Origin of the sequence: Microbulbifer sp. THAF38 (genome assembly GCF_009363535.1) — a bacterium.
GTDB lineage: Bacteria > Pseudomonadota > Gammaproteobacteria > Pseudomonadales > Cellvibrionaceae > Microbulbifer.
On sequence record NZ_CP045369.1, the window covers coordinates 2,718,423 to 2,742,372 of the forward strand.

20 protein-coding genes are annotated in these 23,950 nt (G+C 46.9%); 2 read left to right on the forward strand and 18 right to left on the reverse strand.

Annotation, left to right across the window (positions count from 1 at the left end; translation table 11 throughout):
- The first annotated feature begins 76 nt into the window (after window positions 1-76).
- The gene (locus FIU95_RS11485; protein ID WP_152453907.1) at window positions 77-2,380 is read left to right on the forward strand and encodes a tetratricopeptide repeat protein; all 2,304 of its coding nucleotides are present in this window, start codon (window positions 77-79) and stop codon (window positions 2,378-2,380) included.
- Between the two features lie 29 nt (window positions 2,381-2,409).
- Here FIU95_RS11485 and FIU95_RS11490 read toward each other — a convergent pair whose 3' ends face one another.
- The 17 genes from FIU95_RS11490 to FIU95_RS11570 all read right to left on the reverse strand — a co-directional run bounded on the left by FIU95_RS11490 (window position 2,410) and on the right by FIU95_RS11570 (window position 20,284).
- The gene (locus FIU95_RS11490; protein ID WP_152453909.1) at window positions 2,410-3,765 is read right to left on the reverse strand and encodes a hypothetical protein; all 1,356 of its coding nucleotides are present in this window, start codon (window positions 3,763-3,765) and stop codon (window positions 2,410-2,412) included.
- A gap of 14 nt (window positions 3,766-3,779) precedes the next feature.
- A complete protein-coding gene (locus tag FIU95_RS11495) occupies window positions 3,780-4,523 on the reverse strand; it encodes an outer membrane lipoprotein-sorting protein (protein ID WP_152453910.1) in 744 nt (247 codons plus the stop codon).
- Between the two features lie 37 nt (window positions 4,524-4,560).
- Entirely contained in the window at window positions 4,561-5,790 is a 1,230-nt protein-coding gene (locus FIU95_RS11500; protein ID WP_152453912.1) for an FtsX-like permease family protein, read from the reverse strand.
- Between the two features lie 2 nt (window positions 5,791-5,792).
- A complete protein-coding gene (locus FIU95_RS11505; protein WP_152453914.1) occupies window positions 5,793-6,497 on the reverse strand; it encodes a hypothetical protein in 705 nt (234 codons plus the stop codon).
- Window positions 6,494-7,228: an ABC transporter ATP-binding protein gene (locus FIU95_RS11510; protein ID WP_253868587.1), complete on the reverse strand. Its 735-nt coding sequence runs from the start codon at window positions 7,226-7,228 to the stop codon at window positions 6,494-6,496. The genes FIU95_RS11505 and FIU95_RS11510 overlap by 4 nt, the downstream gene beginning before the upstream one ends.
- Window positions 7,228-7,962, reverse strand: coding sequence for a hypothetical protein (locus FIU95_RS11515; protein WP_152453916.1), 735 nt, complete (start codon window positions 7,960-7,962; stop codon window positions 7,228-7,230). The genes FIU95_RS11510 and FIU95_RS11515 overlap by 1 nt, the downstream gene beginning before the upstream one ends.
- A 21-nt stretch (window positions 7,963-7,983) precedes the next feature.
- Window positions 7,984-8,238 (reverse strand): acyl carrier protein, encoded by a 255-nt coding sequence (locus tag FIU95_RS11520; RefSeq protein ID WP_152453918.1) that lies wholly within the window; start codon window positions 8,236-8,238, stop codon window positions 7,984-7,986.
- Window positions 8,239-8,240: 2 nt separating this feature from the next.
- Window positions 8,241-9,377 (reverse strand): hypothetical protein, encoded by a 1,137-nt coding sequence (locus FIU95_RS11525; protein ID WP_152453919.1) that lies wholly within the window; start codon window positions 9,375-9,377, stop codon window positions 8,241-8,243.
- Entirely contained in the window at window positions 9,374-10,288 is a 915-nt protein-coding gene (locus FIU95_RS11530; RefSeq protein WP_152453920.1) for an alpha/beta hydrolase, read from the reverse strand. The genes FIU95_RS11525 and FIU95_RS11530 overlap by 4 nt, the downstream gene beginning before the upstream one ends.
- On the reverse strand, window positions 10,285-12,252 hold the full coding sequence (locus tag FIU95_RS11535; protein ID WP_152453921.1) for an NAD(P)/FAD-dependent oxidoreductase: 1,968 nt from the start codon (window positions 12,250-12,252) through the stop codon (window positions 10,285-10,287). Before FIU95_RS11535 ends, FIU95_RS11530 begins: the two co-directional genes overlap by 4 nt.
- The gene (locus FIU95_RS11540; RefSeq protein ID WP_152453922.1) at window positions 12,252-14,105 is read right to left on the reverse strand and encodes an acyl-CoA dehydrogenase; all 1,854 of its coding nucleotides are present in this window, start codon (window positions 14,103-14,105) and stop codon (window positions 12,252-12,254) included. Before FIU95_RS11540 ends, FIU95_RS11535 begins: the two co-directional genes overlap by 1 nt.
- The gene (locus FIU95_RS11545) at window positions 14,098-15,117 is read right to left on the reverse strand and encodes a hypothetical protein (RefSeq protein WP_152453923.1); all 1,020 of its coding nucleotides are present in this window, start codon (window positions 15,115-15,117) and stop codon (window positions 14,098-14,100) included. The genes FIU95_RS11540 and FIU95_RS11545 overlap by 8 nt, the downstream gene beginning before the upstream one ends.
- 1 nt (window position 15,118) lies before the next feature.
- Entirely contained in the window at window positions 15,119-15,646 is a 528-nt protein-coding gene (locus tag FIU95_RS11550; RefSeq protein ID WP_152453924.1) for a hypothetical protein, read from the reverse strand.
- Window positions 15,643-16,356, reverse strand: a complete 714-nt coding sequence (locus FIU95_RS11555) for a hypothetical protein (RefSeq protein ID WP_152453925.1) — start codon at window positions 16,354-16,356, stop codon at window positions 15,643-15,645. Before FIU95_RS11555 ends, FIU95_RS11550 begins: the two co-directional genes overlap by 4 nt.
- Window positions 16,357-16,475: 119 nt before the next feature.
- A complete protein-coding gene (locus FIU95_RS11560; protein WP_152453926.1) occupies window positions 16,476-17,516 on the reverse strand; it encodes a hypothetical protein in 1,041 nt (346 codons plus the stop codon).
- Window positions 17,517-17,519: 3 nt separating this feature from the next.
- Window positions 17,520-18,668, reverse strand: coding sequence for a PLP-dependent decarboxylase (locus tag FIU95_RS11565; RefSeq protein WP_152453927.1), 1,149 nt, complete (start codon window positions 18,666-18,668; stop codon window positions 17,520-17,522).
- A 146-nt stretch (window positions 18,669-18,814) separates the two neighbouring features.
- Window positions 18,815-20,284 (reverse strand): class I adenylate-forming enzyme family protein, encoded by a 1,470-nt coding sequence (locus FIU95_RS11570; RefSeq protein ID WP_152453928.1) that lies wholly within the window; start codon window positions 20,282-20,284, stop codon window positions 18,815-18,817.
- A gap of 1,122 nt (window positions 20,285-21,406) precedes the next feature.
- Between FIU95_RS11570 and FIU95_RS11575 the strand changes: the two genes are divergently transcribed.
- Complete coding sequence (locus tag FIU95_RS11575; protein WP_253868589.1) at window positions 21,407-22,858, forward strand: DUF1254 domain-containing protein; 1,452 nt, start codon at window positions 21,407-21,409, stop codon at window positions 22,856-22,858.
- Here the strand turns inward: FIU95_RS11575 and FIU95_RS11580 are convergent.
- Complete coding sequence (locus FIU95_RS11580) at window positions 22,852-23,883, reverse strand: AraC family transcriptional regulator (RefSeq protein WP_172975385.1); 1,032 nt, start codon at window positions 23,881-23,883, stop codon at window positions 22,852-22,854. The genes FIU95_RS11575 and FIU95_RS11580 overlap by 7 nt on opposite strands.
- Window positions 23,884-23,950 lie beyond the last annotated feature (67 nt).

The following is a 23,950-nucleotide window of genomic DNA, read 5'->3' on the forward strand; positions in this document are numbered from 1 at the left end:
TTGTCGCAGAATGAACTAATTTGGACTCAGTAGGCACAGACCAAAACTTTAAGAAATCCAAGGCAACTTAAAAGTCATGATAAATATAGCTGGCAGGAATTCCAGCCTGATAGCTCTCGTCAGTCTGCTGCTTTTAGCAGGTTGTTCTAGAGACAAGGATGCCACGCCGGTAGCAGATGAGCCTGATGACAGTAAAGTTTCTTCAGCGGTAAGCCTGCAGCAAAATCATCTGAGTATTGAAGTGCCGACGTATAGCGGATCTACTTCTTGTAGCGGCTGTCACCAGAAAGAAAGCACCGCGTGGGAGGGTTCTCACCACGCACATGCTATGCGGTCAGCGAGTGAGGAGAGCGTGCTTGGTAACTTCAACAATTCCACTTTCACCTACAGGGGTATAACTACAACCTTTTATAAAAGGGAGGGAACCTATTATGTTGAGACCGAAGGTATGGAGGGTAATCTGGAAGAGTTTCCGATTGCTTTTACCTTTGGTGTGGCCCCACTACAGCAATACCTGATTCAATTTCCGGGAGGGAGGCTGCAGGCTCTCAGTATCGCTTGGGACAGTCGCCCTAAAGCAGATGGTGGGCAACGCTGGTTTCATTTATATCCCGATGAGATTATCGACCATTCAGACTCCCTACATTGGAGTGGCAATAACCAAAACTGGAACTTTATGTGTGCTGATTGCCACTCCACCAATCTACAAAAAAATTATGATCTCAATACAGATACATTTCAAACCAGTTGGTCCGAAATGAATGTTGCTTGTGAGTCCTGTCATGGACCAGCCTCAAAGCATCTTGAGTGGGCTTATGGTCAACAGCCAAACCTCGAAAATTTTGGTTTTTCCATTGAGTTACAGAAGGTTAATATAAACAACTGGAAAATGAATCTTGACAGTGGAATCGCTTCTATCAAAGCAGCAAAAACTTCCACTGAAATGCAAATCTGTGCACAGTGTCATTCCAGGCGTGCGACTTTTTTACCTGGCGCAGTTCCAGGGAGTCAATTTTTGGACCACTACAATCCTGCCCTGTTACAGCCGCCTCTCTATCATGTCGATGGTCAGATTAACGAAGAAGTCTACGTTTATGGCTCATTCCTACAAAGTAAAATGTATGCTGCAGGTGTCACCTGTAGCAATTGCCACGAGCCACATGGTTTACAGTTGCGAAGTAATGGTGATGGGATTTGCGCTCAGTGCCATCTTCCAGGAAAATTTGCACAAACAGAGCACCATCTACACCCAGTAAACAGCCCCGGTGCCAGATGTGTCAGCTGTCATATGCCAGCAAAGAATTATATGCTGATAGACAGCCGTCGCGACCACAGTTTTCGAATCCCACGACCTGACCTCTCCGACCAAATAAAGACACCCAATGCCTGTACCAATTGCCACAAGGGTAAAAGCAATCAATGGGCTGCAGAGATACTGCGTGACCGGTTTGGTCCCCCAGAGAGAACTCACTTTGGCGAAGCCTTATATGCAGGTTTTTCAGGACAGGTTGATGCAGAAGGGAAGTTGAGCGAACTGATCATTGATTCTCAGCAGCCAACAATCGCCAGGGCTACGGCGATAACTCTGCTCCCCCAATATCTCTCTCGCCATTCTGTCCAACTATTGCAGTCTATAGCCCAGGGAGATCAGCCTCTTCTCAGTTTGGCCTTGGCCCAGTCACTGGATAGAATACCTGAACCATTGCGCCCTCCCCTTGGGATACCTCTACTCTACGAGCCAGAACGTGTTACCCGCTCACTGGCCGCCAATGCCCTGGCCGCATTCTCCATGGAAAATTATTCCGAGCCTGTTCGTCAGCAATTCTCTCTGGCACTTCGGGAATATGTTGCCTCGGAGCATTTTAACAGTGACCGCCCCGAATCTCTGGCTAACCTGGCAGGACTACACCGACAGAGAGGCAACATTCACCAGGCAGAGGCTTTCTATCGTCGAGCAATAAAAAAAGCACCCGACTACACACCGGCCTATATCAATCTTGCAGACCTCTATCGAGCAGAGGGAAGAGAAAAAGAGAGTGAAAACACATTGCGTAAGGCTTTGGGCAGGGCTCAGGGAAATGCAGCAATACATCATTCCCTGGGACTATCTTTAATACGACAAGGCCTTCACTCAGAGGCCATTAGCTATCTCAAGAAAGCTGCTGAAGCTAAAGAAACCGATAGCCGCTATATCTATGTCTATGCGATTGCACTACATTCCGCAGACAACCCGACTCAAGCTTTGGCAATACTTGAAAAGGGATTCGAGCAGTTTCCTACTTCAGTAGACATACTTCAGGCTTTAATCTCAATTAATCGAGAATCCGGTGATCTGGAGAAAGCGAAAAAATATGAGGCTTTCCTTGCGGGAAATAACTAACCGCGCTTTAGAACAATCCATTTCCCCAGCTAAAAATCGTAGTAGAAACTCAAACGAAGTAGATGCTCACTAGGGATCAAACCAAATTCACAGCTATCACAGCCACTGAATACTTGAGCCTGAAGCCTAGTGCTAAAGTGCTCGGTCCAGTTTTGGATAAACTCCAAGTTGTGGTACTGACTCTGATCGTCGATATTATATTGAATGCTCTGTCGATACTGGAACTTACGTTCAACCCGGGTATTGCCCCACATAAAGAACAAGTATTCCCGTCGCAGCTGCCCCACCTTTAATAAGCCGTAACTGTCAATTAGAAAATTAAAAGCAGCAAATGCCTCAGAGGATTGTAATCCCTGTTTAGCCAGATCTACTTGATCTATTACCTGATCCCACTCTTCGGCCTCATAGCCGTGTTCGTTGTAAAGATATTCCGCCGTAATATCCCAACCACCATCTAGGCTCACCTGGGCCCCTAAAACGGCTTTCAGGTAACCACGATTCTGTAACTCTACATAGGAGATATCACTGGCCAACGGCAGTTCTCGCTGTTGCTCCCAGGCCCCCTCAAATCGCAGGGTAATATTATCTCGTGCCAGCGCGCTAAAACCCAGGGCTGCATTGAGATCTCCCCCCTCCAGTTGGTGTAATACTAAGCTGGTATCTAAATCTCCCTCCCGATTGAGAACCAATGCATACTGGTAATCATTTTCAGCAAAAGGATGGTCCAGACTTCGGTCCAGGTTATCTTCTACCTCGGCAAAATAAATACCCGCGTTCCAGTCACCGTAACGGAAATCTAGGTGCGCCATATCCCAGCCCTGTTGTTGGGTCAGGTCGTCCGTATCCAGATTTGGGCGATCATAAACAGGCTTGAGTAAATTGGCAGGCGACCAATTGTAACCATTGCTCCATTGGGGTTTTATACGGCCAACATTGATACCGAAACGTCGACTAGGAGTATACGAGGATAAATACCCTTCCAATAAATACGCATTAAACTCATCTGCAGAGTCACCAGTCTCATCCACCTGGTAATCCTGCACAAGAGCTAGGCGGGTATAAGCCGAAAGATAGGACCCCGTCGAAAACCCGCTACTTAAGTCCAATGCCAATATGGATTCCCTTTCGCTAAACACTAGGCTTCCAGGGTTGAAATATTGGTCTTTTCGCACACTATTCTGCTGTTGGTAGGCAATAGCAGAGGCATCAAAATTCCAGGAAATGGTATTTTCTGGGCTATTGCTGACAATCTCTTCCGACTGAGAAGCTTCAGAAGAATCATTAGAAAATGGATCTTCATACTCCTGTGCGATAGCCAGGGGAGCCACTGAGGCGAGACCTAAAAAAATAACCAATTTATGCCGAGCCAGACTAAGAGTCGCCATGATATCTCTATCTATTAATTCAATTTACCCAGGGATGCCTTTTGGAAAATGGCCTGGTCTAGCTCTTCAAGACGGTAATCATCAAATTTCATCCAGGTATAGTTATCCTGCATTAAGGCATCAACCAGAAGAAGCTTATGTAACTTAAGCGCTCCGTCATAGTTCTTGAATTCTTTGTAGAAAGCAGTTTTTAGAAGGCGGTCTGACCTGGAGTAAAATTCGCTCTTGAAGGGCTGGTTACCTTCCGATTTTGCCATCCACACTTTTACTTTGGCATAAGCTACACCGGAAGCGGTAGAGATTAACTCCAACAACCAGTAGTCCTGCCCCTCAAGTGTCTCCTCTCCGATAATTTCCGCACGGTAATCCCTGGAGAAATTAGTACCTACAACGTCCCCATTGCTGGTTTCTCCAATCAGACGCTGGGAGGGTGCTATGCGGATAACTCGGCGGGTGCCGGGAATATAAAGCCACATATTGGCATCTTCTTTCAGCATAGCCCGGCCTTTCTCACGGGCGGGAGACTCAAAGCGAATCAAAGACTTATCATTGAATACTTTGACATTGAGAGTATTGGTTCGAGGTTCTTTATCTTTTTTATAGCTGATATTAGTGATATCAAAGACGAAGCCCTGATCCCTGTAGCCCCTCACTTCATCCAATCGATTGACCAAGGATTCCGCCGTTACTTCGGCTCTTGCAGATACGCTGAGAGTCAACAACAGCCCAACGATAAAACTAAAGCGGCCTTTTTTCATCACTACACCCAATGCCTATAAACTATTTGCATCGCTATCAAGTAAATCGCAGCGCATTAACCACCGGTATTCTGGAAGCCTTTACCGCTGGATAAACACTGGAAATCAGAGAGATTAAAAACCCCAGAAAAAAGGTCTTTATCAGAATCTCAGTAACCACAAATATCCTTATGGGGTAATCCTGAGTACTACCCGGTGGACGAGGCATCATCCACTCGGCATAGGTGATACCTTTTGCTGCTAGAATCCCGAAAAGCAGACCTAAAAGGCTGCCAATAATACCTAAAAATACCGACTCCAAAAGAATCAATCCAACCACCTGAGTCGGCGTGCCGCCCATGGCCCGAATTGTCCCAATCTCTCGGGTACGCTCCATCACTGCCATCAGCATGGTATTGGAAATGCTTAATGCTACAATCACCAGGACAATAACGGTGATAAAACCGAACACACCATTAAATAGACCCACAACTTGGTGATAATAAGAAGCTAGATCCCACCAGCTTCTCAACTCCAGTCCCAGATCCTGCTCCCGAAACACCTTGCGCAAGGTACCAACAGCCGCATCAGTCATTTCTGTTTCTTCAAGCAAGACCACCAATCGGGTTAAATCCGAGGTGTAAAGCAATTCCTGAGCAAGAGGCAAATTAATCCTAAGTAAGCGATCATCCAGCTCCTTCACACCGGTGGTCACAACTCCGGCTATCTGAATATCTACGGCATTTATCGCTCCGTCCTGAGTGCTCGCTAGCAGGGTTAGATAATCCCCTACCTGAGCGTCCAGGGAGTTGAACAACCCCTCACCCAGATGTGCAGCAGCTACATCCTCAGGAAACAGGTCTTCGCCTTCAACGATATGGATTGCGGAGGAAAGCAGTACTTCTTTTTCCGCATCGACACCAATGCCCGTTATCGCAATAGATTGCTTTCCATCACTAAGGAGGCCATTGAAATTCAATCGCGGGGCAACAACCAATGCCTGGGTCTGCTCTTCGATCACCTGGGTAATCTGCTCAAGCTTGTCGGAGGGAATCAGGTACTTCTCTGGTTCAGCTTTGCCATACTGGTTGTAGCCCTCTGCATAGATCTGAATATGACCCAGTTGCGAGCGGATCATACTTTCTCGCATGCCGTCATACATCGATTGCACGAAACCGCCGAACACAATCAGGCTGGTACAGCCGAAAATAACCGCAGCCAGGGTAATCAAGCTGCGTCGACCATTTCTTAAAATATTTAACAGCGCTACCTTCCAACCCAAGATCATAACTACAGTTTCTCCAGGGCTTGGCGAGACTTCTGCGCCCAATCCGTTTCAGAACCTGTCAGTTTTCCCCAGAGTTCTTTGGCTTGATCTGTCTGTTCATTGCGCTCATAAGCCTGTGCAAGATAGAACTCGACGAATGCTTGAAACTCTTCACCGTATTTACCACCAATTTGCTGTTGTACCAGCTCCAGATCTTCCACCGCATAACGCGCGCGCTTTAGGAAGGCCGGCATATTCGCGCAACTGATGCCCCGCTGCAGTCTTGCACCTAAGTTAAAGGGCGCTTGTTTTACAGCTCTATCCATCATGCGATTTCCCCGCCTTGAAAATAAGGAAAGCTTTGCCAGTTGATCGATATAGAAACTGGACCGAAAGGAAATCGTCGAACCCAGGGCGGCACTCAATTCCGGATCATTATCTAAAGAGCGCTTTAATTGGGCCATTTTTTCTTCCAGGGATTCAACTTGCTCAACCCGCGTATCGCTGGAGGAGGTCAGTAACGCCAGTTCAGCCAAATAGGCAACTTTCATTTGCTCGGGCGTGGAGTCTTCATTTAACGCCTCAACCAAACGAGCCCTTTCGATATTGGAAGATGGGAGCTCGGAAGGAGGCGTAAACTCATTAGCAAGTGCCTCCGAAAGGCTGCCAAGCAGTATAAGAATCGCAGTAAATATTCTCAGAGCAACCTGTGGGGCAAGAAATTTCATACCTCAGTCTCCAATCTTGCACTATTGACCTTTTCATACCGATTAGCCAGTAACTGATCAGTGAAACTATCGCTTACCAACTCGCCATCTAAAATAGTAATAACTCGAGACGCCAAGCTGGTGACATAATCATCGTGAGTGGAAATAACGAAAGTAATTCCCTGCTCTTTATTTAACTTCTGTATCAACGCCATAATCGTTTCAGAGGTTTTCGAATCAAGATTTGCGGTGGGCTCATCGGCCAATACGATATCAGGTCTTGTAACAATCGCCCTGGCTATAGCTACCCGCTGCATCTGACCACCGGATAATTGTGTTGGCCTCTGGCCAATCTGTTTTTCAAGGCCAACATCTTTCAGTGCCTGTAGAGCCCTTGGCTTTGCATCTTTCATGCCTCTGAGAGTCAATGGATACATTACATTTTCCAGGGCTGTTAAAACCGGTATCAGGTTAAAGGACTGAAACACAATGCCGATGTGCCGGTTACGGAATTTTGAGCGCTTGTGCTCACCCAAATTACCGATATTGACGCCTCCAACCTGAACAGTGCCGGAATCACACTGATCGAGAGCCGACAAAATATTAAGTAGTGTACTCTTGCCACTACCACTCGGCCCCTTCACAGCAAGAAACTCGCCTTTCTGAAGGGAGAGAGTGATATCTTTAAGAGCATCTACCCAGATATCACCCATTGCATAACGTTTAGATACGTTGACTAGTTCAACCAGCATCAAGCTTCGCCTAAAGTAACAACCATTTGACTCAACTGCTTACAGGCATCCTGCATGGTATTCGGACATTCAGCCAGGCTTTCTGCCTTCTGGAAATAGTCCAAGGCGATATTGAGTTCTTCACGATTATCCTGACCTTTCACTCTATAGGCATTCGCCAAGGCAAGATACACGAGCTGCCTGACCTCAGTGGGAAAAGCATCGGTATCTTTTTCAATTAAAGGTATAAACCAGTCCTCATCTTCAAAAACACGATCAAAGTGGCCGCTAACTTCACCGACAAAAGAAAAAGTCAGCAACCGAACCAGGCGAACATTAAAGTCAGAACTGGCTTGTAGCGCCGCTTCATCCACCTGACTCATCGCCTGACGTAGGCGATAAAGTTTGTAGAGCCCCATGGCCGGGTCAAACATAGCACCGGCCAACTTACCCTCATTGGAGAAGTAAGTCGCTTTGATCAGCATATTATTGGGATCCTGTTGGTAGGCTGCACCCAATAACTCATCCGCTCTATTTATCTCATTGTGATAGCTATACATCTGCCCTAACTGCAGCATCAATTCAGAATCAGATTGATCCTGACTCAGCTCAGCAGTCAAAAACTCCAATTGCTCGACTTCTTCTTTGCTATATTCGATCTTTTTAAAATCAATGGGAGCAGCCCCTGAAAACCAGGCAACAATGTTACCAATCAGAAGACTGCTTATTAATATTGTTAGCATTTTCTTAAACATGGACTACTCCCTAAAATAGGCTTACATCTCAGCTGAATTTTCGAGCAACTGTGTATCCATTTCCCTTAGGGTGGTGTGCTCATCAAAAACCAGATTCTCTGGACTCATTACCCCAGGATAAAGTTGCTCACAAATCAATATCACTTCTACGATATTGAGAGAATCCACACCCAACTCAGCAATAGGGGTATCCGCATCAACGGAATCAACATTCAGCATAAGAGCGATCTGCTCACAGAGTTCCTGTACTTTGCTCTCTACGACTGCTGTAGACATACCTAATCTCCAGTAACATTACCAACTTTCAAAGGATAGAATCGCAACAAATAATCCAGAGTCACAGCATATATACATACATGCTGTTCTCCCTCAGAATATTTCTGTTGCCGTTTAATAATCTTGGCGCTAATCATAGGGGGTATAAAAAACCAGATCCGGGCAATCCACTGGTTTCCATAAAAAAACACCCTCTGAAAAGACTCATAAATATTAACTATGGGATTGTCATCCATAGTAAAAACCGGATCTGCCGTTTCTTCTTCTCTCCCATTTTCGGCATCGATAACCCTAATTTCTTTACCTGCCTCAGCAGCTAAAATACTCAACTGAAATAGGACATACGGATGATAAAACCGCTCGGCCAAGTAGGCATTCCTATTCAGTACTTTATCCGAGGCCTCCCAGCTCGATTCAAGCTGATCTCCAATCTTTCGGATATAACCTTTTAGATCGATACCTTCTACTTTTCTGGATTTATGGGCTGCATTAAAAATGTCAGCCCTATGCCGATCAAAACCAAAGTTTTTGGGTAGGCTTTCCCGAAGGATTTCGCATACAGACTCTTGACAAGTTTCAACCTTCTCAAATACCTGAGCAAAGAATACATGATCGAAAGGGGAGAATAGGCTTGTAGCGACTTTGGGTAGCAAATTGAATAGGGTTTCACCTTCACTTAGAGGTTTTACCAAAGAAGATGTCAAGCCAGGTTGTTCAGGCAGTGTATCGTCCAGCCAAATTAATGCTTCTGCAGTAACAGAGACCTCATCGCCAGGAAAAATCATCCTGACATCTTCCAACAGACACTTTCTATCAGAGGGAAAACCGAAATATTCCAGCTCAATCAAATAGTGAGGATCGACTCTATCGGCTCCAACTGCCAAAAAGGAGGGCAATTTTGCACCAATAAACCATTGCTCATTAAAGAGGAATTGATACAGAGGTAAATTAAATGATTCCCCCAGGCGAATATGAAAACAATTGCGATCACTTCTCTGGATAATTCCTTTGTACTCATTCTTTGAAGTGCTTTGTAAATTTTTATACTCAGCCGGGTAAAAATCCAATAAAGAAAGCTCAGCACCAACTGCAAGAGACACTGGCTTTATACCGGGAATATCATAAGCCATTTGTTTCACAGGGCCACCTCCAGTTGGCGCTCTACCACCTTGCCCAGCCAGCTGGAAAGAGGTTTTGCCGAGGCAGAGATAGCCGACATATGAGTAGCATTGGGAATCTCAGTTAGGCAGGAGTCTACCTGTGGCGAGATATACCAGTTCATCACCGTATAGAGGATATTCGCATCGACTACCTCATCGTGCTCCCCCACAGTAATATGACAGGGAATATCAATACTCGCGAACAGATCAGTATATCTCTTGATGGTGTAAGCACTGAGCAGGTTGTAACTACATTCAAGTACCCTACCCTGATTCCCAGCAGCCGACCCAACTGGAGGGAAACTCAGCACGGGCATTCGCCTGAAAACGGGAAAGAGCATCGCCAGCCAGTATTTCCAAAGGTTTATAGTCGGCAAGTTTTGCTGTTCAGGCCCAGCCATAGGCCTTGAGTGCCGCCTTTTACGAAAATAACGGATAAAATACTCAAGCCCTGAAGTGGCAATATCATACTTTCTTGTCTCTTCAGCTTGAGTCAATGGCGGGGCTATAGCGAAAAAACCCGCTATGTCCTTGGTGCCATAAATTCCAAGGTATCGCAAAGAGGCGAGAGAGCCAGCACTGTGTCCACCGAGTACAAAACGGCGAACGCCCCTCTCTTTGAGGTGTGCTATTAAATCGTGCAGATCGTCTTGCAATTGATCCGGGTAATCCAGGTCCCCCGGGCGACCTTCACTTTTTCCGTGCCCACGCCAGTCTGGCAAACAAATGGTCATCCCCTGCTTGTGCAACATACGCCCAAACATTAAATACCACTGACTGCTAAAGGTACTACCATGCATACAAATAAGCGCTGTCTCTGTATCTTCTGCAGGCAACCAGCGGAAAGCCAGATTTTTCCCATCCCGCGCTTTAAAAAACTCTTGAATCACACCGCCTCCACTACACGACTTTCAGAGGCTTGTTGACCCATTTCCAGCACTTTTCTCTGGTCAATTACAGAATCCATTATGCTATCGGGTTGGCTACGCGCAAACGCCAGGAAAACCGGAACCATACTTGGCATAGCAATATACTCTTGGGTCTGCCCCCAGAGTGATTTTGCCTTCTTAGTGAGCTTCTCAAGCTCATCTACCGTTAATTCTCCCGATAAATCTATAATTTCCAGCATGCCAGTATGGAAAGAGTCTTCAGATACTTTAACCTGAATGGGACATTCAGCCTCCTCAGATAGCATTTCTGAAAATTTGTCCGAAATCTTCTCCAGAAGCCAACCCTTGTCGGCGAAATTTAAATTGGATTTTTCAAGTAAATCCGGCAGCAAAATGCTCTGCTGAACTATCATTTTGTTAGCGAGCATGGGTAAATCCAATTTTGCCTCAATCACCTTGAGAAATATTTCTACCCAAAGCTTGACCCTTAAATCGATACGCCATCCGTCCCGACCAGCAGTACCCATAAGGTATACAAAATACTTGTAGTGATCCGCTCCAGACTCAAAAAAGCCTTCATCATTTCTTCGGTAATAACGGCCTTCAGATTTGAGTACTTTTGCGGTATCTATCAACTGCTTCTGCAGTATGAGCTCCAGTGCCAGATAACCCCTGCGCAGGTAACTCTTGCGCTGCCAGTATTCCTGATCCAGATAATTGCCGGACATATAATCCCAGACAATCTCCAAGAAATAAGCTGAGGTGTTATAGGCCAGCAGGGGCGAACAGAGTTCAGCAGAATCAATAACCGGATAAACATTCGCCACATGGGCATAGAGACCTTGATAAAACTCTTTTACGGTCTGATTTGCGATGGGTAATTGCTGATCCAGTACTTGTTGAGCCTTGTCTCTATCAGACTCTGCGAGATCCATCAGGATATATTTGCAGATATGATCGTTAAACAGTGCAATCATATCGCCACCACCACTGAACAGTGGGTCAAGAAACATAGAGGCAAAACCAGAAGTTGCCCAACGGTCGGGGAAAATGAACTCCTCCGCACGATAGGCAAGCTGCCCCCAAGCTTCAAAATCCACCAGCTCAGCGCCATCCAACAACTCTGAAATTGCCTGATAATTCTTCAGGAAATCCAGGAAACTTTCACGCTTAGTCGGCGGTTTTGCAAACTTATCTTTCTCACCAACGATGCCGACACTGGTGTAGCCACCACTGAGGGGAATAAACCACACCCAATATCCATCACCAGAAAAGTGATTGGTGGATAAGAAACGACCAAAGGCACGCTTTCTCCAGGCTTCGTCTCCCATGGAGTCAATATCCTGGATGTTCTTGAAGCGCCCCCAGGCAGAGAAGTTCTCCGGCACGTTTTCCTGGCGGGTTAATTTCTTGTGTTTTTTGGTAAAACGGTTTCGTCCGCTGCAATCCACCAGCCAACGGGCAGTGACCTCAGCGTCGCACTCTTCTGCAGACAACTGCACAGAATGCCGCTCATCCGCGGACTCTATACTGAGGGCCTTGGCCTTCACACCCATCAGTACTTCAATGTCATCTTCCCGGTTCATCTCAACCAGATCCGCCTCCAGGCGAGCCCGATCCAGCTGGAAGGCTGGGTGAGGCGGTATACTGGTAGTTCCGTGCTCACTCATCTCTGTCAGAGACAAGCTGTGATCCGGCTTATCAAAGAAAAAACGCAAACCATTTTTCGGAAGGTGATTTCTATAGAGGTAATTAACCAGGCCCAACTGGTTCATAAAGTAATGGCCGGTCATTTCAACGGTCGCTTCACCGACTTTTGCCCGAAAGCCATCATTCGCCTCTACGACCAAGATTGAAGTGTCTTGGCTGCCCCGCCTTATTTGTCTAGCCAGCGTTAACCCGGCCCAGCCGCCGCCGATAATGACAACGTCATATTCTTTTTGTATTTGTCCGATAGTACTCATCACACAGATTCCACCTCAGCGAGAAGAGAATCCCATATCGGAGCGTCCACCTGACAAAATGAGTCGTGATCCTGAATAATCTCCATCACCATCTTGGTTCTGGGCAACTCATTTCTGATGAAGAACTTAGCGCTAATAATTTTCGATTCAAAGAAGGCTTTATCATCCTCCTCATTGCTCAAGCGACTAGAGGCACTGCAAGCGGCCTCTAATAACAACCAGGCAAGGGTTATATCCCCCATCATATGCAGGATACGAGTGCTATAGGCTGGGATCTTGAACATCTCTTTAGTCCTGACCCAGACATGCACTGCTTTCAAGACAGTCTCAAAATGTGTAAAGGACTCTTGCAGGCGACTGAATTCCGCTTTGAATTTTGGGAAATCCGCTGCTCTATCCATAAATGTTTCAAATTCATTTTTATAAATTTGGAACAGCTTGCTGGAGTTGCCCAATCCCAGCTTATCGCGAATAAGGTCCTGACTCTGGATATAGTTGGTTCCCTCCCAAATCGCGAGCACCTTGATATCCCGAGCATACTGCTCAATACCCAATTCTTTTAGGTAGCCTTGTCCACCACAAGTTTGGATAGCCAGCTCACATATCCGCCAGGCTTGATCACTGATATAGGCTTTGACCACTGGGGTCAGCAGGTTTACCAGGCCCTGGTGATGGGCGACTTCCGACTTCTTAGCCTCATCCCCTTCAAATGTCTTCAGTAGGCTTTCAGAGAGAGTTAGCTTGGCTATTAATGCCCTACAACCCTCAACTTTTGACTTCATCTCCAGCAGCATACGTTGAACATCCACATGCTCAACAATATTGACCCTGCTCGCCGTAGCACTGAAGCTCTCGTGAAAACGTTTACCCTGTAGACGCTTACTGGCATAGGCAAGTGCATTGTAGTAAGCCGATGAAGCCATACCCAGGGCATAAACTCCGGTGCTAATCCGTGCTTGGTTCATCAAAGTAAGGAACTGCAACAAGCCAACATTTTCCCGATTACCCAGCAAATAGGCACGACATTGACCATTCTTGCCGAAAGTCAAGTGGGTATTGGCACAGCCTTTAAAGCCCATTTTGTCAGCCAGAGAGATACATTCGACATGGTTGAACGCTCCAAGGCTTCCATCTTCTTCAACCCAGAATTTGGGTACGATAAAGCAAGACAAACCATAGGTGCCCGATCCACTCTTCTCCCCCCTGCCCATCACAAAATACAGGGTATTACCTGTAAGGTCGTGCATACCGGCACTAATCAGATACTTTTCACCGGTCAGCAGATAAGTGCCATCTTCTTGTTGGGAGGCCTTGGTTTCCACCAGGGAGACATCACTGCCAGCCTGTGGTTCGGTTAAACAAAGACAGGAAGTCCACTCGGATGTGGCCAATTTATCTTTAAAAAGAGCCTTTTGAAGTTCAGTACCATATTTCTCCACCAGAGTGGAAGAAGGCAGGCAGAAACCGCCATAGGTCATAAAGCTGGGGTTGGCCCCCATAAACATTTCCAGGAGCATCTGCATAATAAAAGGCGGCAGATCGGTACGCTGTGCACCGCTGGCAGAGGATAAATCACCCCACTCCTCTTTGAAACGGCTCCACATCTCAGAAAAAGAGGAAGGTAACTGCACCTTGCCATCAACTAAGTGGCAACTTTGCTCATCAGCTTCCTGATAGCCCGGACCCAACACCTCAGTGGCAAATTTTTTAGCGCGCTGAAGGACATCCTCCAGAACCTCTACAGAGCAATCTTTGTAGAGTGGATGCTCAAAAAGCGCCTTGGTCTGATAGAACTGGTCTTCAATAAGAAACTTAAATTCCCGCAAGTCGGACTTATAGATATTTCTACCCATGTTTGGCTCCTTGATTTTCCAAGAGTGACCGCCAGCTGCCGGAACCCAGCACCCAGTGAAATATTTGATTGTGCCTTCCCCGATATTTTTTCTGGGGATAAATCATGGCTCCGCGCACATGAGGCAGATAGTCCTGACCATGCGCATCATCGATATTTTGTGCCGCCGTAAAGTTTGCGTAAGCCTCTTCCAGTGAAAGAGTCTCAGTATGGACCAACCGGGAAAGTAACTGCCCATCGGTTCGCGGTGTTTTATGCACTCGGAGGCAGCCAGCTCGGCCGCCACCACCCAAAGTGATAATCCAGAGATTTTCCACCTCACTTTCCAGGCAATATTTATGAATCTCAACAATGGGTTTTATACTGAGATAATGCTGCCCATCAAGCTCACTACTGGGCAGCCATTGAGATTTTTCTTCCCGGGAGAAGCCTTTTAATAAACCTTTGGCCCAGCGGGATTGAATATCAAAAGACACTATGCGGCAGGAATGACTGAAATCGGTAGTCAATATTTTCTTGAGACTTTGTACCAGCTCATGAGCCCCACTCAGCGTTGGCGCTTGAGATAAAATATCACAACTGGAAATCTGGCATACACTCTCTGCATGATAATGCTTGCTCAAGCAGCAAGCCGCCACACCAGTGATTACATCCAGACCATCTTGCCCGGCCTTTACACCTATACCCAAGGCGTCCAAGCACTCCTGTTGTCGCTCTTTGCCCAGTTCTAAATTAATGATTAGGGCATCTTCTTCTTGCCGTTTAGAATAGCTTAATAGCGCCGCATGAAAGCTGGTGCAGGCACTACCGACAAATTGAATATTGTGCCCAGCCTCTTCTAGCCGAGCCAGAAATTCTATAACCGGACGCTCTAGCAACACATTGGCTTCGCCTGCAGAAACGATGTATACAAGCCCTGGAAGATGAGTTAATCCTGAAAGATATTCATTCAGGGAGTGCAATAGTTGCTCTGTTTCCCCCTGATGATCTACCCATAGGCTTCTGATATACATTTTATACGGTCCTTTCCCTGACTATTTGCTCAACGTTATCAAAGCCCAGGTTCAGCAATTTTTCTGAAATCATGGCGACCAAATTGTCGCTATCTTCGGCAGTACAAATCCGGATGCAAATATTATTTCTGCCAGACTCCAGTGGATGGCGCACTAAGGTATCTTCTATCACCAGATAAGGTTTACCCGCTTTATGCAGAATTAATTCTTCTGTTTGAACATCCTGCAACATCAAAACCCGCTCCTGCAGAAACAGTTTCGGCATCCTGCCACCCGCCGGCATCTGCATTCGCAACAAGATCGTCTCTATCTCAACACCAGAGTGATCCACACATTCCAATAGCTCCACCAACAGCTGGTAATGTTCCGAAAAACTTAATAGCACAGGAATATTACCTACCGGTAACAGGGAAATTGCCAAAAAGTCGGATTCCCCCTGCAAAGGCAATGTCTGGGCAGCGCAAAGTTTAGGGTTTTGTGGATAGGGATTACGAATCAACCTGCTGGAAAGTTCTATCACTTTACTCATACCGACTCCGCCAGGTAAAAGGTGCTGTCCTGATCAACACTAACTTCGGCCGTACAGTAGTAACCATTCAAAGCAATAGAACATGCCAATAATTTCTCACGCTCTTGAAACCTACCAGCTACACCATGGCTAATAATATTTAACCAGGGGTCACTGCCAAAACAATGACCCCACCTGTCATGAAGATCGGGCAGCTGTTGGAAGCCATTCAGTAGTCGGGTAAAAATCTGTCGTATATTTTCCGGGAAGAATGGCAAAGACAAGGTCAGATCCTTTCTATTGCTGGCCATTTTCCTAACAATTGTTGCAAACTCTGGCGTGGTGTTATAAGTAACAGCACAGCCTGCCGTGATATCTTCTCTGTTAAAGGATTTAACTTCCAAAAGCAGAGTACATAGACCAAAGCCACTCTTGCCCCAGTTTTCATTGCTCTGCCAAAAGCTCAGATCCAGCACATTGGCATCCAGAATACTGACTATTACATAGCGTGCGGTGGGATTTTGCCGTAAGTAATAACGCAGGCTGTAGCCCCAGGAGGCACACTCATAAGTATTCACAAAGCTGGTGACAGGTATACCCCGTTGGTGTTCAGGGGGATTTATGTCATCCGTGCTAACGGCCCCAGTAGTGAAGGGAAGTTCGATCATCGTTGAACAGAGAAAGTGCCGATCAACCTCAGCCCTAGCTTCTGAAGAAATAACTTCTAGCACTCGCCTACTCTGATCCGAAATTATCTCTCCGATTCGAGCGAAGGCTTCTTGCAAGCCTCCACTCGTTGCGAATGTAATATTTTCAATGGGAGTAAAGGCTGCCGACTTCAGGTACAAACTCATAGCCGATGCCCTTTCGATTTACTGTAAATCTCAAAGAAACAGCGGTAAGAACTGCCTTCCATCTTGGTAAATGCCAACAGATCCCGCTGGCGGGACTTACTTTTTACTTTACCTGACGATACAAGATGTAAAAGTAATTCGTTACTGGCAAATTTTGTTGCCAAAACCCTATTCACACTGTGCATAGAAAAGATCGTGGCCGAGGTTTGCTCGTTGCACAGATAAATTAGGTACTCGATACTCTCTTGGTCTGCAACTGACAGCTCGACTTCACCCTGATCTTTCAACCAGAGTACAAAGTGCATCAGGGATTTTACAAAACGAGGACGTACCAATGTAAGGAAGCGATTGACACTACCCAGGCCGCCCTTACTGAGTAGCATCTCTTTAGTCACTGGGACACTGCCACGACAATTACCCAGTTGTAGCTTGCCATCCAGAAAAGCCTCACCTATAGATGACTGCTTCAACTCAGAGCAGAGTTCAGGGGGCAACATCAATGTAATTGGAAATGGGCGTGCGGCTTGCTTGGCAACAACCATGGCAAACCCCAGCTTTTGCGCTTCTATGCCATGAATTTTATTGACATTGAGTCGCAGGGCACCATCGGTATCCTGCAGTTCAGTCTTCCAGCTTTGCAGGCTTGGGCCACCGGGATCAGTCATCAGGAAATGGCCAAAAATACCCTGCTCCACCCAGCTATTTACCTGAGCCAGCTGCTCTTCTGTAGCGGTCAGGCTCATCATAATGGAGCCAAACAGGCCGATCATTTCATGGAAATGATCGGCAAGCCCCTCGTCTCGTACCCTGTCAATAATTTGATCAATGACAAAGGTTTGTTCAAATTGCTCCAAAGGCTGTTTGACAGATGGCTCCCGTAGGGGAGCAAGCGCTGTCAATGGGTCTTCAATAATCATCGAAGCATCGAACAAGCGTATGCAAGCCTTCTCAAGAAGGTCTTGCAGTGAAGCAGGCACTGGAGAAACAGATGAAAGTTGGGTGACAACGAAGCCGCCGGCAATAGATTGAATTTCCATAAGTTACTCCATGAGATAAGACTTGGCAGAAGGTAAGCTCAGGAAGGGAGCAACGGTATAGCTCGCATTGTAAGCACCGCAATTACTGAAAATGGCCAGGTCACCAGGCTGTATGGCTGCACCTTTTACCTCACCGATCACGTCTTCCTTATTACAGGAAGTACCTACCAATAAGCAGCCTTCAGCATTACTCACAGGTTCCAGTACTTTACCTTCACGTAATATCAGTGGCTGACTGAAACGCTTAAAAGTGCTTTCCGTTTTTGCCAAAAGAAAATTCTGGGCCATGCCGCCATCGCAAATGCCGTACTGCTGCCCTTCTATTGATTTTACATAGCGAACCTGAGTGACGAAGTACCCTGCGCTGGCAACGATGGCACGACCACTTTCGTGGGTAATTTTAATGTGAGAGGGAAACTCACCAAGCAGCTCTCTGTACTGTTCAAAGTTAAAATCGACACTTTCCCAGTTCAGGTCAAAACCACCCCCAAGATTCACTAATGTAATCGCATAGCCGAGTTCACGCTCGAACTTCTCAACTATTTGCAATGCAGCTTGCGCGGTGCTGTAGGCGAGCTTGGCAAAATTGTAAGACCCCCGGAAAACATGGAACCCACCAATTTTTAAGTCATGTTCCTTACAAAAAGCCAAAGCGATCTCAACATCACTCCATCCAAAACCAAAATGGTCTTTCTTCGTCACCGTTTGTGCTTTATCAAACTGATCCAAAGTGCTGGGATTCAAGCGAAGAATCAACGGATTGATCGGGCGCTTGCCTTGAAACTCTCGAATAATTTCCAGCTGGGATAGGTTATCTACGACCAGGGTACACTTGCTGGCAATTGCCGCTCTAATAAAGCTTTTATCTGCGGATGGATTATTGATATAGCGGGGACTTTCTCCCCTTGGCAGAAGGTTTAGCTCGCCGACAGAGGCAATCTCGATACCATCTTCGAAAACATGACCACTGCGTACAATGAGATCGAGGCAACTATTCGCCTTCAGAGAATAAATAAGAGAGGTTCCCAGGCGATCTTTTAGTTTTCGATAGTTATCGGCAATATCTTCTAGAGAGTAGACATAGCACGGTGTTGAAAAGTGTTGCTTTTGTTGACTGAACTGGGCAACGAGCTTTTCCAAGGAAGCTTTCATGATATCACCTGGAGAAATTTTAAATCATTCTTATAGGGCACAAATATTTCAGCCGTATTTACGACTTATCGGTCTAATCGTTATTTTCTAACGTCTTATAAAATGCCTACCGACCGAGAAATCTCAGCGTTTCCAGCTGAGAGAATTCAGGATTGAAGCTCTTGCTCCAGTTTCTTTTTGTCAATTTTGCCATTTGCCGTCAATTCAATTGACTCGACAAATCTTACTTCCCTGGGTGTGTAATCAGCATCCAGATTCTCTTTTAACCACACTTTAAACTGCTGCTGATTCTCAGGTGTGTTTTCTTGTAGCTCGAGCACACAGACTGCTATTTCATTTTGAAATTTGTCTGTAGAACCAATAACCACACTGAGGTGCACCAATGGACAAGCGTCTATTACATTCTCCAGATCTTTGGGGAACAGACAAAAACCTGCTTGTTTGATCAGGTCTTTGGAGCGACCCTTAAAGTAATAAAAGCCCTCATCATCCCGACTGAACAAATCACCGGTAGCGAGCCAGTTATCATCCCGGTAAAGACCGCTAACAATTTGCGCTCCCCCCTGAGCACTGGGATCATAGTACGCTTGCATAACCCCTGAGCCACGCACGAAGAGCTCACCAACTTTATTGGCTTGAGCTTCCCTGTAGGTATTCGCCTGGGTGTCGAGCAGAAAGATGCGAGCGTCCAACCCAGGAATAGGCTTCCCTACAGAACCCATTTTTTGCTCCCATAGCTCCGGCTCCAGGTACAGGGCTCTTTTACACTCGGTCAAACCATACATTGAGAAAACATCAAGCGAAGGACGATACTCTTTCCAAGTACGAATTACATACTCCGGTAAGTGACCACCGGTATTGGTAATAGCGCGTAGTGCAGAAAGATCGGGTTTTACCAGTGCCAAAAGTTTCGCCAGTGCGGCGCCCATTGCCGGAACAATGGGTAACACTGAAATTTTCAGTTCAGATATTACTTTCAAAGCCTGCAGAGGATTGAATGTTTTATCGTAAAGAATTGTTGAGCAACCCTTATAGAGGGCAAACAACACTTGATACAGGCCGTAATCAAACGACAGAGGTGATAGACATAAAATACGATCTTCGCCAGACAGGCGAAGGTACTGAGAGAGAGATTCCAAAGAGGTAAGCACATTCTGGTGAGTGAGCATGATGCCCTTTGGCTTACCAGTACTACCCGAGGTGTAGATAATCAGGGCCAGGTCGACACCTGTAACCCTGGCGGGAGTACAAAGCTCAAATAACTGTTGCTGCGGCCGGTAAGTTTCCAATGGAACGATTTCTTCACCATCCACTATTCCCTTGGCATTGCAGTCAGAGGCAATAGAATTTATCGCGGATTGTGTTGCATCGCCCTTGACCGGAACTACCACCAAGCCTAGATGCCAGGCGGCCAACATTGTCGCCACAGTAAAAATATCGTTCTGTGCCCTAATAACAACTCTGTCCCCATGGGCCAACTGAATATCGGCCTGCTGCAAAAGAGACAATGCACTTTCACAACATTGAGCCGTTAATTTTTCCCCAGTCAGATTTTCAAGGCTTCCACACCAGAAACCAGTAACAACCCTGTCGAACAGGTCGGCAAGCGAGAACATTATTAGTCCAAATTTTTTTTCTAAAACTTTTTCTGTGACTTCAACCCTCCCCCATTAAAAGAAACTGAAGTCACCTACATGGCACGATCATTTTATAAAGTGAGCTCTCCATAATGACAAGCATTATCTTAAATTCCTGTGATGGAGTTTTCATTCCGGCACTCGCAGTTCAGGAAAGTCATTATTTCCTAAATTTTTTTCATGTTGACTTTTGATTACTATTGAACAAGACATTCAACGGGAAAATAATTTTATTGAGAGATATTTGGTGAGAACCAATTTTCAGCACAGATGCCGCTACAGCAAATCGAGTATTGATGCGCGAATTATTTTCACTATTCATGTAATTTATTTCAAAACCACCTAGCAGTTCTCAACCGCTACACACTCCAATCACAGCCCTCCCAGAGTGACATAATAAACCTTTCCGATTGATCTTTTATTACACCTAAAGCCGTAAAAAAAATCTTTCCTTCGAGCGCCCTTTAACATCAACTTCCTCACTTCACCCCTGTTTTTTTATTCGAATAGGAGGCGATTCTCCTCTCATAGGATTTACGGGCATTGAATTCTCGCTTTTAAAATGTCCTAGCTTGCGTCAAAAGTTGGTGAAAATATCGGCCATCCAGGGGTTTCAAAAGAAGCGGCTTATATAATTAGACCAGCATCTATTTTTGGCCTGAGAGGCAAGTGGCGGGCTTATTTGGCACTTTAAATAGACTGGCGCAAAAAGTTTCAAATGAAACAACTACGACCAACTACAGTGTCAATAGCTATCAACCTGCTTAGGCCTTAATTGGTAACTCGATATAGCGGTTAAAAACGATGATGTTTTTGCAGCTTATTTACAAATGTGAAATTAGCATCAGCAGAAAAAGCGAATAAGAGTGATATAGGCGCTCCACAAGTGACGGATCTAATAAACGATACCTGGGACAGCGACAAAAGTATTTTACGACCCCCGCTGTGTCTCCAGCCGAAGCCATTAAAGAGGAATTGAGATTGAACAGTTGGCCATTGCCGCTTACGCAACAGCCGCATAAATCCAATACAACCTCGCGGATGATTTTTCTCACGCTATCAATCTTCTTTACGCTATTTCATCCTAGCCTGAGAGCGGATGTGAGTAAGGAAGCTGTGGAATCCATCAATACACCGGATGAAATAGAGAGCAGTATCGGTGTGCTTAAATTTCGCGACGGCGCTCCCTACCCAGAGACGGCAGAAAAACTCTACGACTACCTGGATCACATGCGTGCGGTCGATAGCTTTTTGAAGGGAATCCAGGGCGCCTCGGTACACGGGCTGATGAAAGGCGGCCGCGAACTGGGTGCCAAAGCGGCAAATGAAGTTTTGATCTTTGATCAGCTGATGAATTCTGAATCTTTATTTCTGACCGGAAACACCTCGACCATTTATACCCTCGCCTTTCTGGATCTGAAGCGCGATGGCCCTACAGTGCTGCACTCCCCACCCGGGATAACAGGTGCCTTTAACGATGCCTGGTTTCGCTACGTGGAGGATATCGGGCGCTCTGGGCCGGATAAGGGGCGAGGCGGCAAGTACCTGGTTCTCCCACCGGATTACAAAGGCAACCTACCCTTTGGCTACTTCCCGGTCTACCCACGCTCCTATCGTGTCTGGGTGTTTATGCGCTCACCGGGCGACCAGCCCCTTGAAGCCGCGGCCCAAAATGTGAAAGACCACCTCAGGATCTACCCTCTCTCCAAGAAAGGAAACCCTCCCCGGATGGTGTTTATCAGCGCCTCGGGTAAGGCCTTCAACACCATCCACCCCAACAACTACAAATTCTATAAACACCTGAACGAAGTCATTCAATACGAATGGATCGGCATGCTGAACCCGGAAACCCGCGGTCTGTTTGCCTCTATCGGCATTGAAAAGGGCAAGGCTTTCAGTCCGGATGAACGCATGACCAAAATCCTTACCGATGCCGTGGCTATTGGGAATGGCATCGCGCGCTCCATTGTTTGGTATCCCCGCACCGATAAGTCCCTAGCAGACGTCAAGATCTATCCGGGAACCGACAGTGCCTGGGTTATGGCATTCCCCGGCAAGAATATTTTCTTCAACGGCCCCGATGGCGAGACAATCAATAGTGATGCCCGGGTCAGCTACTTCTACCCCTATACCGGGGTGAGCCCGGCGATGACCGCCATTGAGCCCGGTAAGGGCTCCGACTATGCCATCGCCTTCGTGGATGAAAACAAGGAACCTTTCGATGGCGGCAAGAAGTACAAGCTGCACTTACCGCCGGATGTCCCGGTCAACGCTTTTTGGGCCGTGAATATCTACGACAGCCAGACCCGCTCACAACTGAAAACAAGCCAGAAATTCCCCTCTGTGAGCAGCCAGAGTAAGGGGATCATGCAAAACTCCGACGGTTCTTACGATATCTACTTTGGCCCCCAGCCGCCCAAAGATTTCGAACATAACTGGCTTGAGACGGTGCCGGGCAAGGGCTTCTTTGTCATTTTGCGCCTCTATGGACCACTGGGCCCCTGGCTGGAGAAAACCTGGCGTCCCGGAGAAGTCGAACCCGCAGACTATTGATTGGCGAGAGCCAGCCTACGCCGGTAGTTGCGGGGAGTATCCGAAAACCAACGCCGACAAGCCCGCTGAAAAGTGCTCTGCTCAGCATATCCCAGCAACCCAGTGATCTGCCCCAGAGCGAGGCCGGTATTGGACAGATACTCCGCAGCCAGCTCTCTGCGCACCAAGTCCAATAGGGAGTCAAAACGCAACCCCTCCATCGCCAGGCGTCTTTGCAGGGTGCGCGGGTGCAAGCTCAATTGGGATGCTACAACCCCCACCTGATACTGGCCAGTGGGCAGTAATTGCCGCACCAGCTCTCGAACTTGTGTGCCCAGTGAGGCCGCTGCGGAAACACGCTGCTGCTCCAGGTAACTGGTGGCCAAGCGCTTGGTGATCGGATCAGCGGAAGCGAGCGGAGTATCCAACTGCTCGGCAGGGAACTCCAGGGCGCAATAGCCAGATAGGAATTCGACCGGACAGGAGAAATATTCCTGGTAATCAGCAGGCGCACTCTGAGCCCCATGAGGCAGTAAGACCCTCAGTGGTGCCGTATTAGCCCCCATCAGCATTCGCAACATCACCAAGGCATTGCCCAGGGTTTGCTCGTGGATTTGCCGGAAACGGCAGAGGGCCGGATCGAGCTGATCAAACACCAGGCGATCAAAGGTTCCATCAATGGTCCTAGCAATGGTCCCAGCGCCTACGGATTCAATACGCAAGTGAGTAGCCGGGCTGTGCAGCGACATAAACCGGCCGACCGCCTCAATGGCTTCTCTGGCAGAGGTGGAGTTGCAGGCTATCACCGCAATGCCCCCCAGCCGGTCAACACCCTGTCGCGCAGCGAGGCGAAGTGCAAAATTGCCACACTCTAACCGCTCGGCGGTAATTTCCAGCAAGCGAGCCACATCCACATGAGGGAACAGGCGACTATCAGAAGCGACTATATCTGCAGGAATATTAAACTCAGCGAGAAGTGCACCGGCATCTCCCCCCAGTTCCCTTGTCAGCTCAGAATACCCCGTAAGCACACTGGCTCGTATCACACTACCCACTGCTCCCCCAGAGCGTCTGCTGACGCCTCAAGATAATTTTTTGTCGCAATGTAACAAT

Bases quoted from the DNA above. Each gene is read 5' to 3' on its own strand.
- FIU95_RS11485 (WP_152453907.1), top strand. From the start codon at position 77: ATGATAAATATAGCTGGCAGGAATTCCAGCCTGATAGCTCTCGTCAGT.
- FIU95_RS11490 (WP_152453909.1), bottom strand. From the start codon at position 3,765: ATGGCGACTCTTAGTCTGGCTCGGCATAAATTGGTTATTTTTTTAGGT.
- FIU95_RS11495 (WP_152453910.1), bottom strand. From the start codon at position 4,523: ATGAAAAAAGGCCGCTTTAGTTTTATCGTTGGGCTGTTGTTGACTCTC.
- FIU95_RS11500 (WP_152453912.1), bottom strand. From the start codon at position 5,790: ATGATCTTGGGTTGGAAGGTAGCGCTGTTAAATATTTTAAGAAATGGT.
- FIU95_RS11505 (WP_152453914.1), bottom strand. From the start codon at position 6,497: ATGAAATTTCTTGCCCCACAGGTTGCTCTGAGAATATTTACTGCGATT.
- FIU95_RS11510 (WP_253868587.1), bottom strand. From the start codon at position 7,228: ATGCTGGTTGAACTAGTCAACGTATCTAAACGTTATGCAATGGGTGAT.
- FIU95_RS11515 (WP_152453916.1), bottom strand. From the start codon at position 7,962: ATGTTTAAGAAAATGCTAACAATATTAATAAGCAGTCTTCTGATTGGT.
- FIU95_RS11520 (WP_152453918.1), bottom strand. From the start codon at position 8,238: ATGTCTACAGCAGTCGTAGAGAGCAAAGTACAGGAACTCTGTGAGCAG.
- FIU95_RS11535 (WP_152453921.1), bottom strand. From the start codon at position 12,252: ATGAGTACTATCGGACAAATACAAAAAGAATATGACGTTGTCATTATC.
- FIU95_RS11540 (WP_152453922.1), bottom strand. From the start codon at position 14,105: ATGGGTAGAAATATCTATAAGTCCGACTTGCGGGAATTTAAGTTTCTT.
- FIU95_RS11545 (WP_152453923.1), bottom strand. From the start codon at position 15,117: ATGTATATCAGAAGCCTATGGGTAGATCATCAGGGGGAAACAGAGCAA.
- FIU95_RS11550 (WP_152453924.1), bottom strand. From the start codon at position 15,646: ATGAGTAAAGTGATAGAACTTTCCAGCAGGTTGATTCGTAATCCCTAT.
- FIU95_RS11560 (WP_152453926.1), bottom strand. From the start codon at position 17,516: ATGGAAATTCAATCTATTGCCGGCGGCTTCGTTGTCACCCAACTTTCA.
- FIU95_RS11565 (WP_152453927.1), bottom strand. From the start codon at position 18,668: ATGAAAGCTTCCTTGGAAAAGCTCGTTGCCCAGTTCAGTCAACAAAAG.
- FIU95_RS11570 (WP_152453928.1), bottom strand. From the start codon at position 20,284: ATGTTCTCGCTTGCCGACCTGTTCGACAGGGTTGTTACTGGTTTCTGG.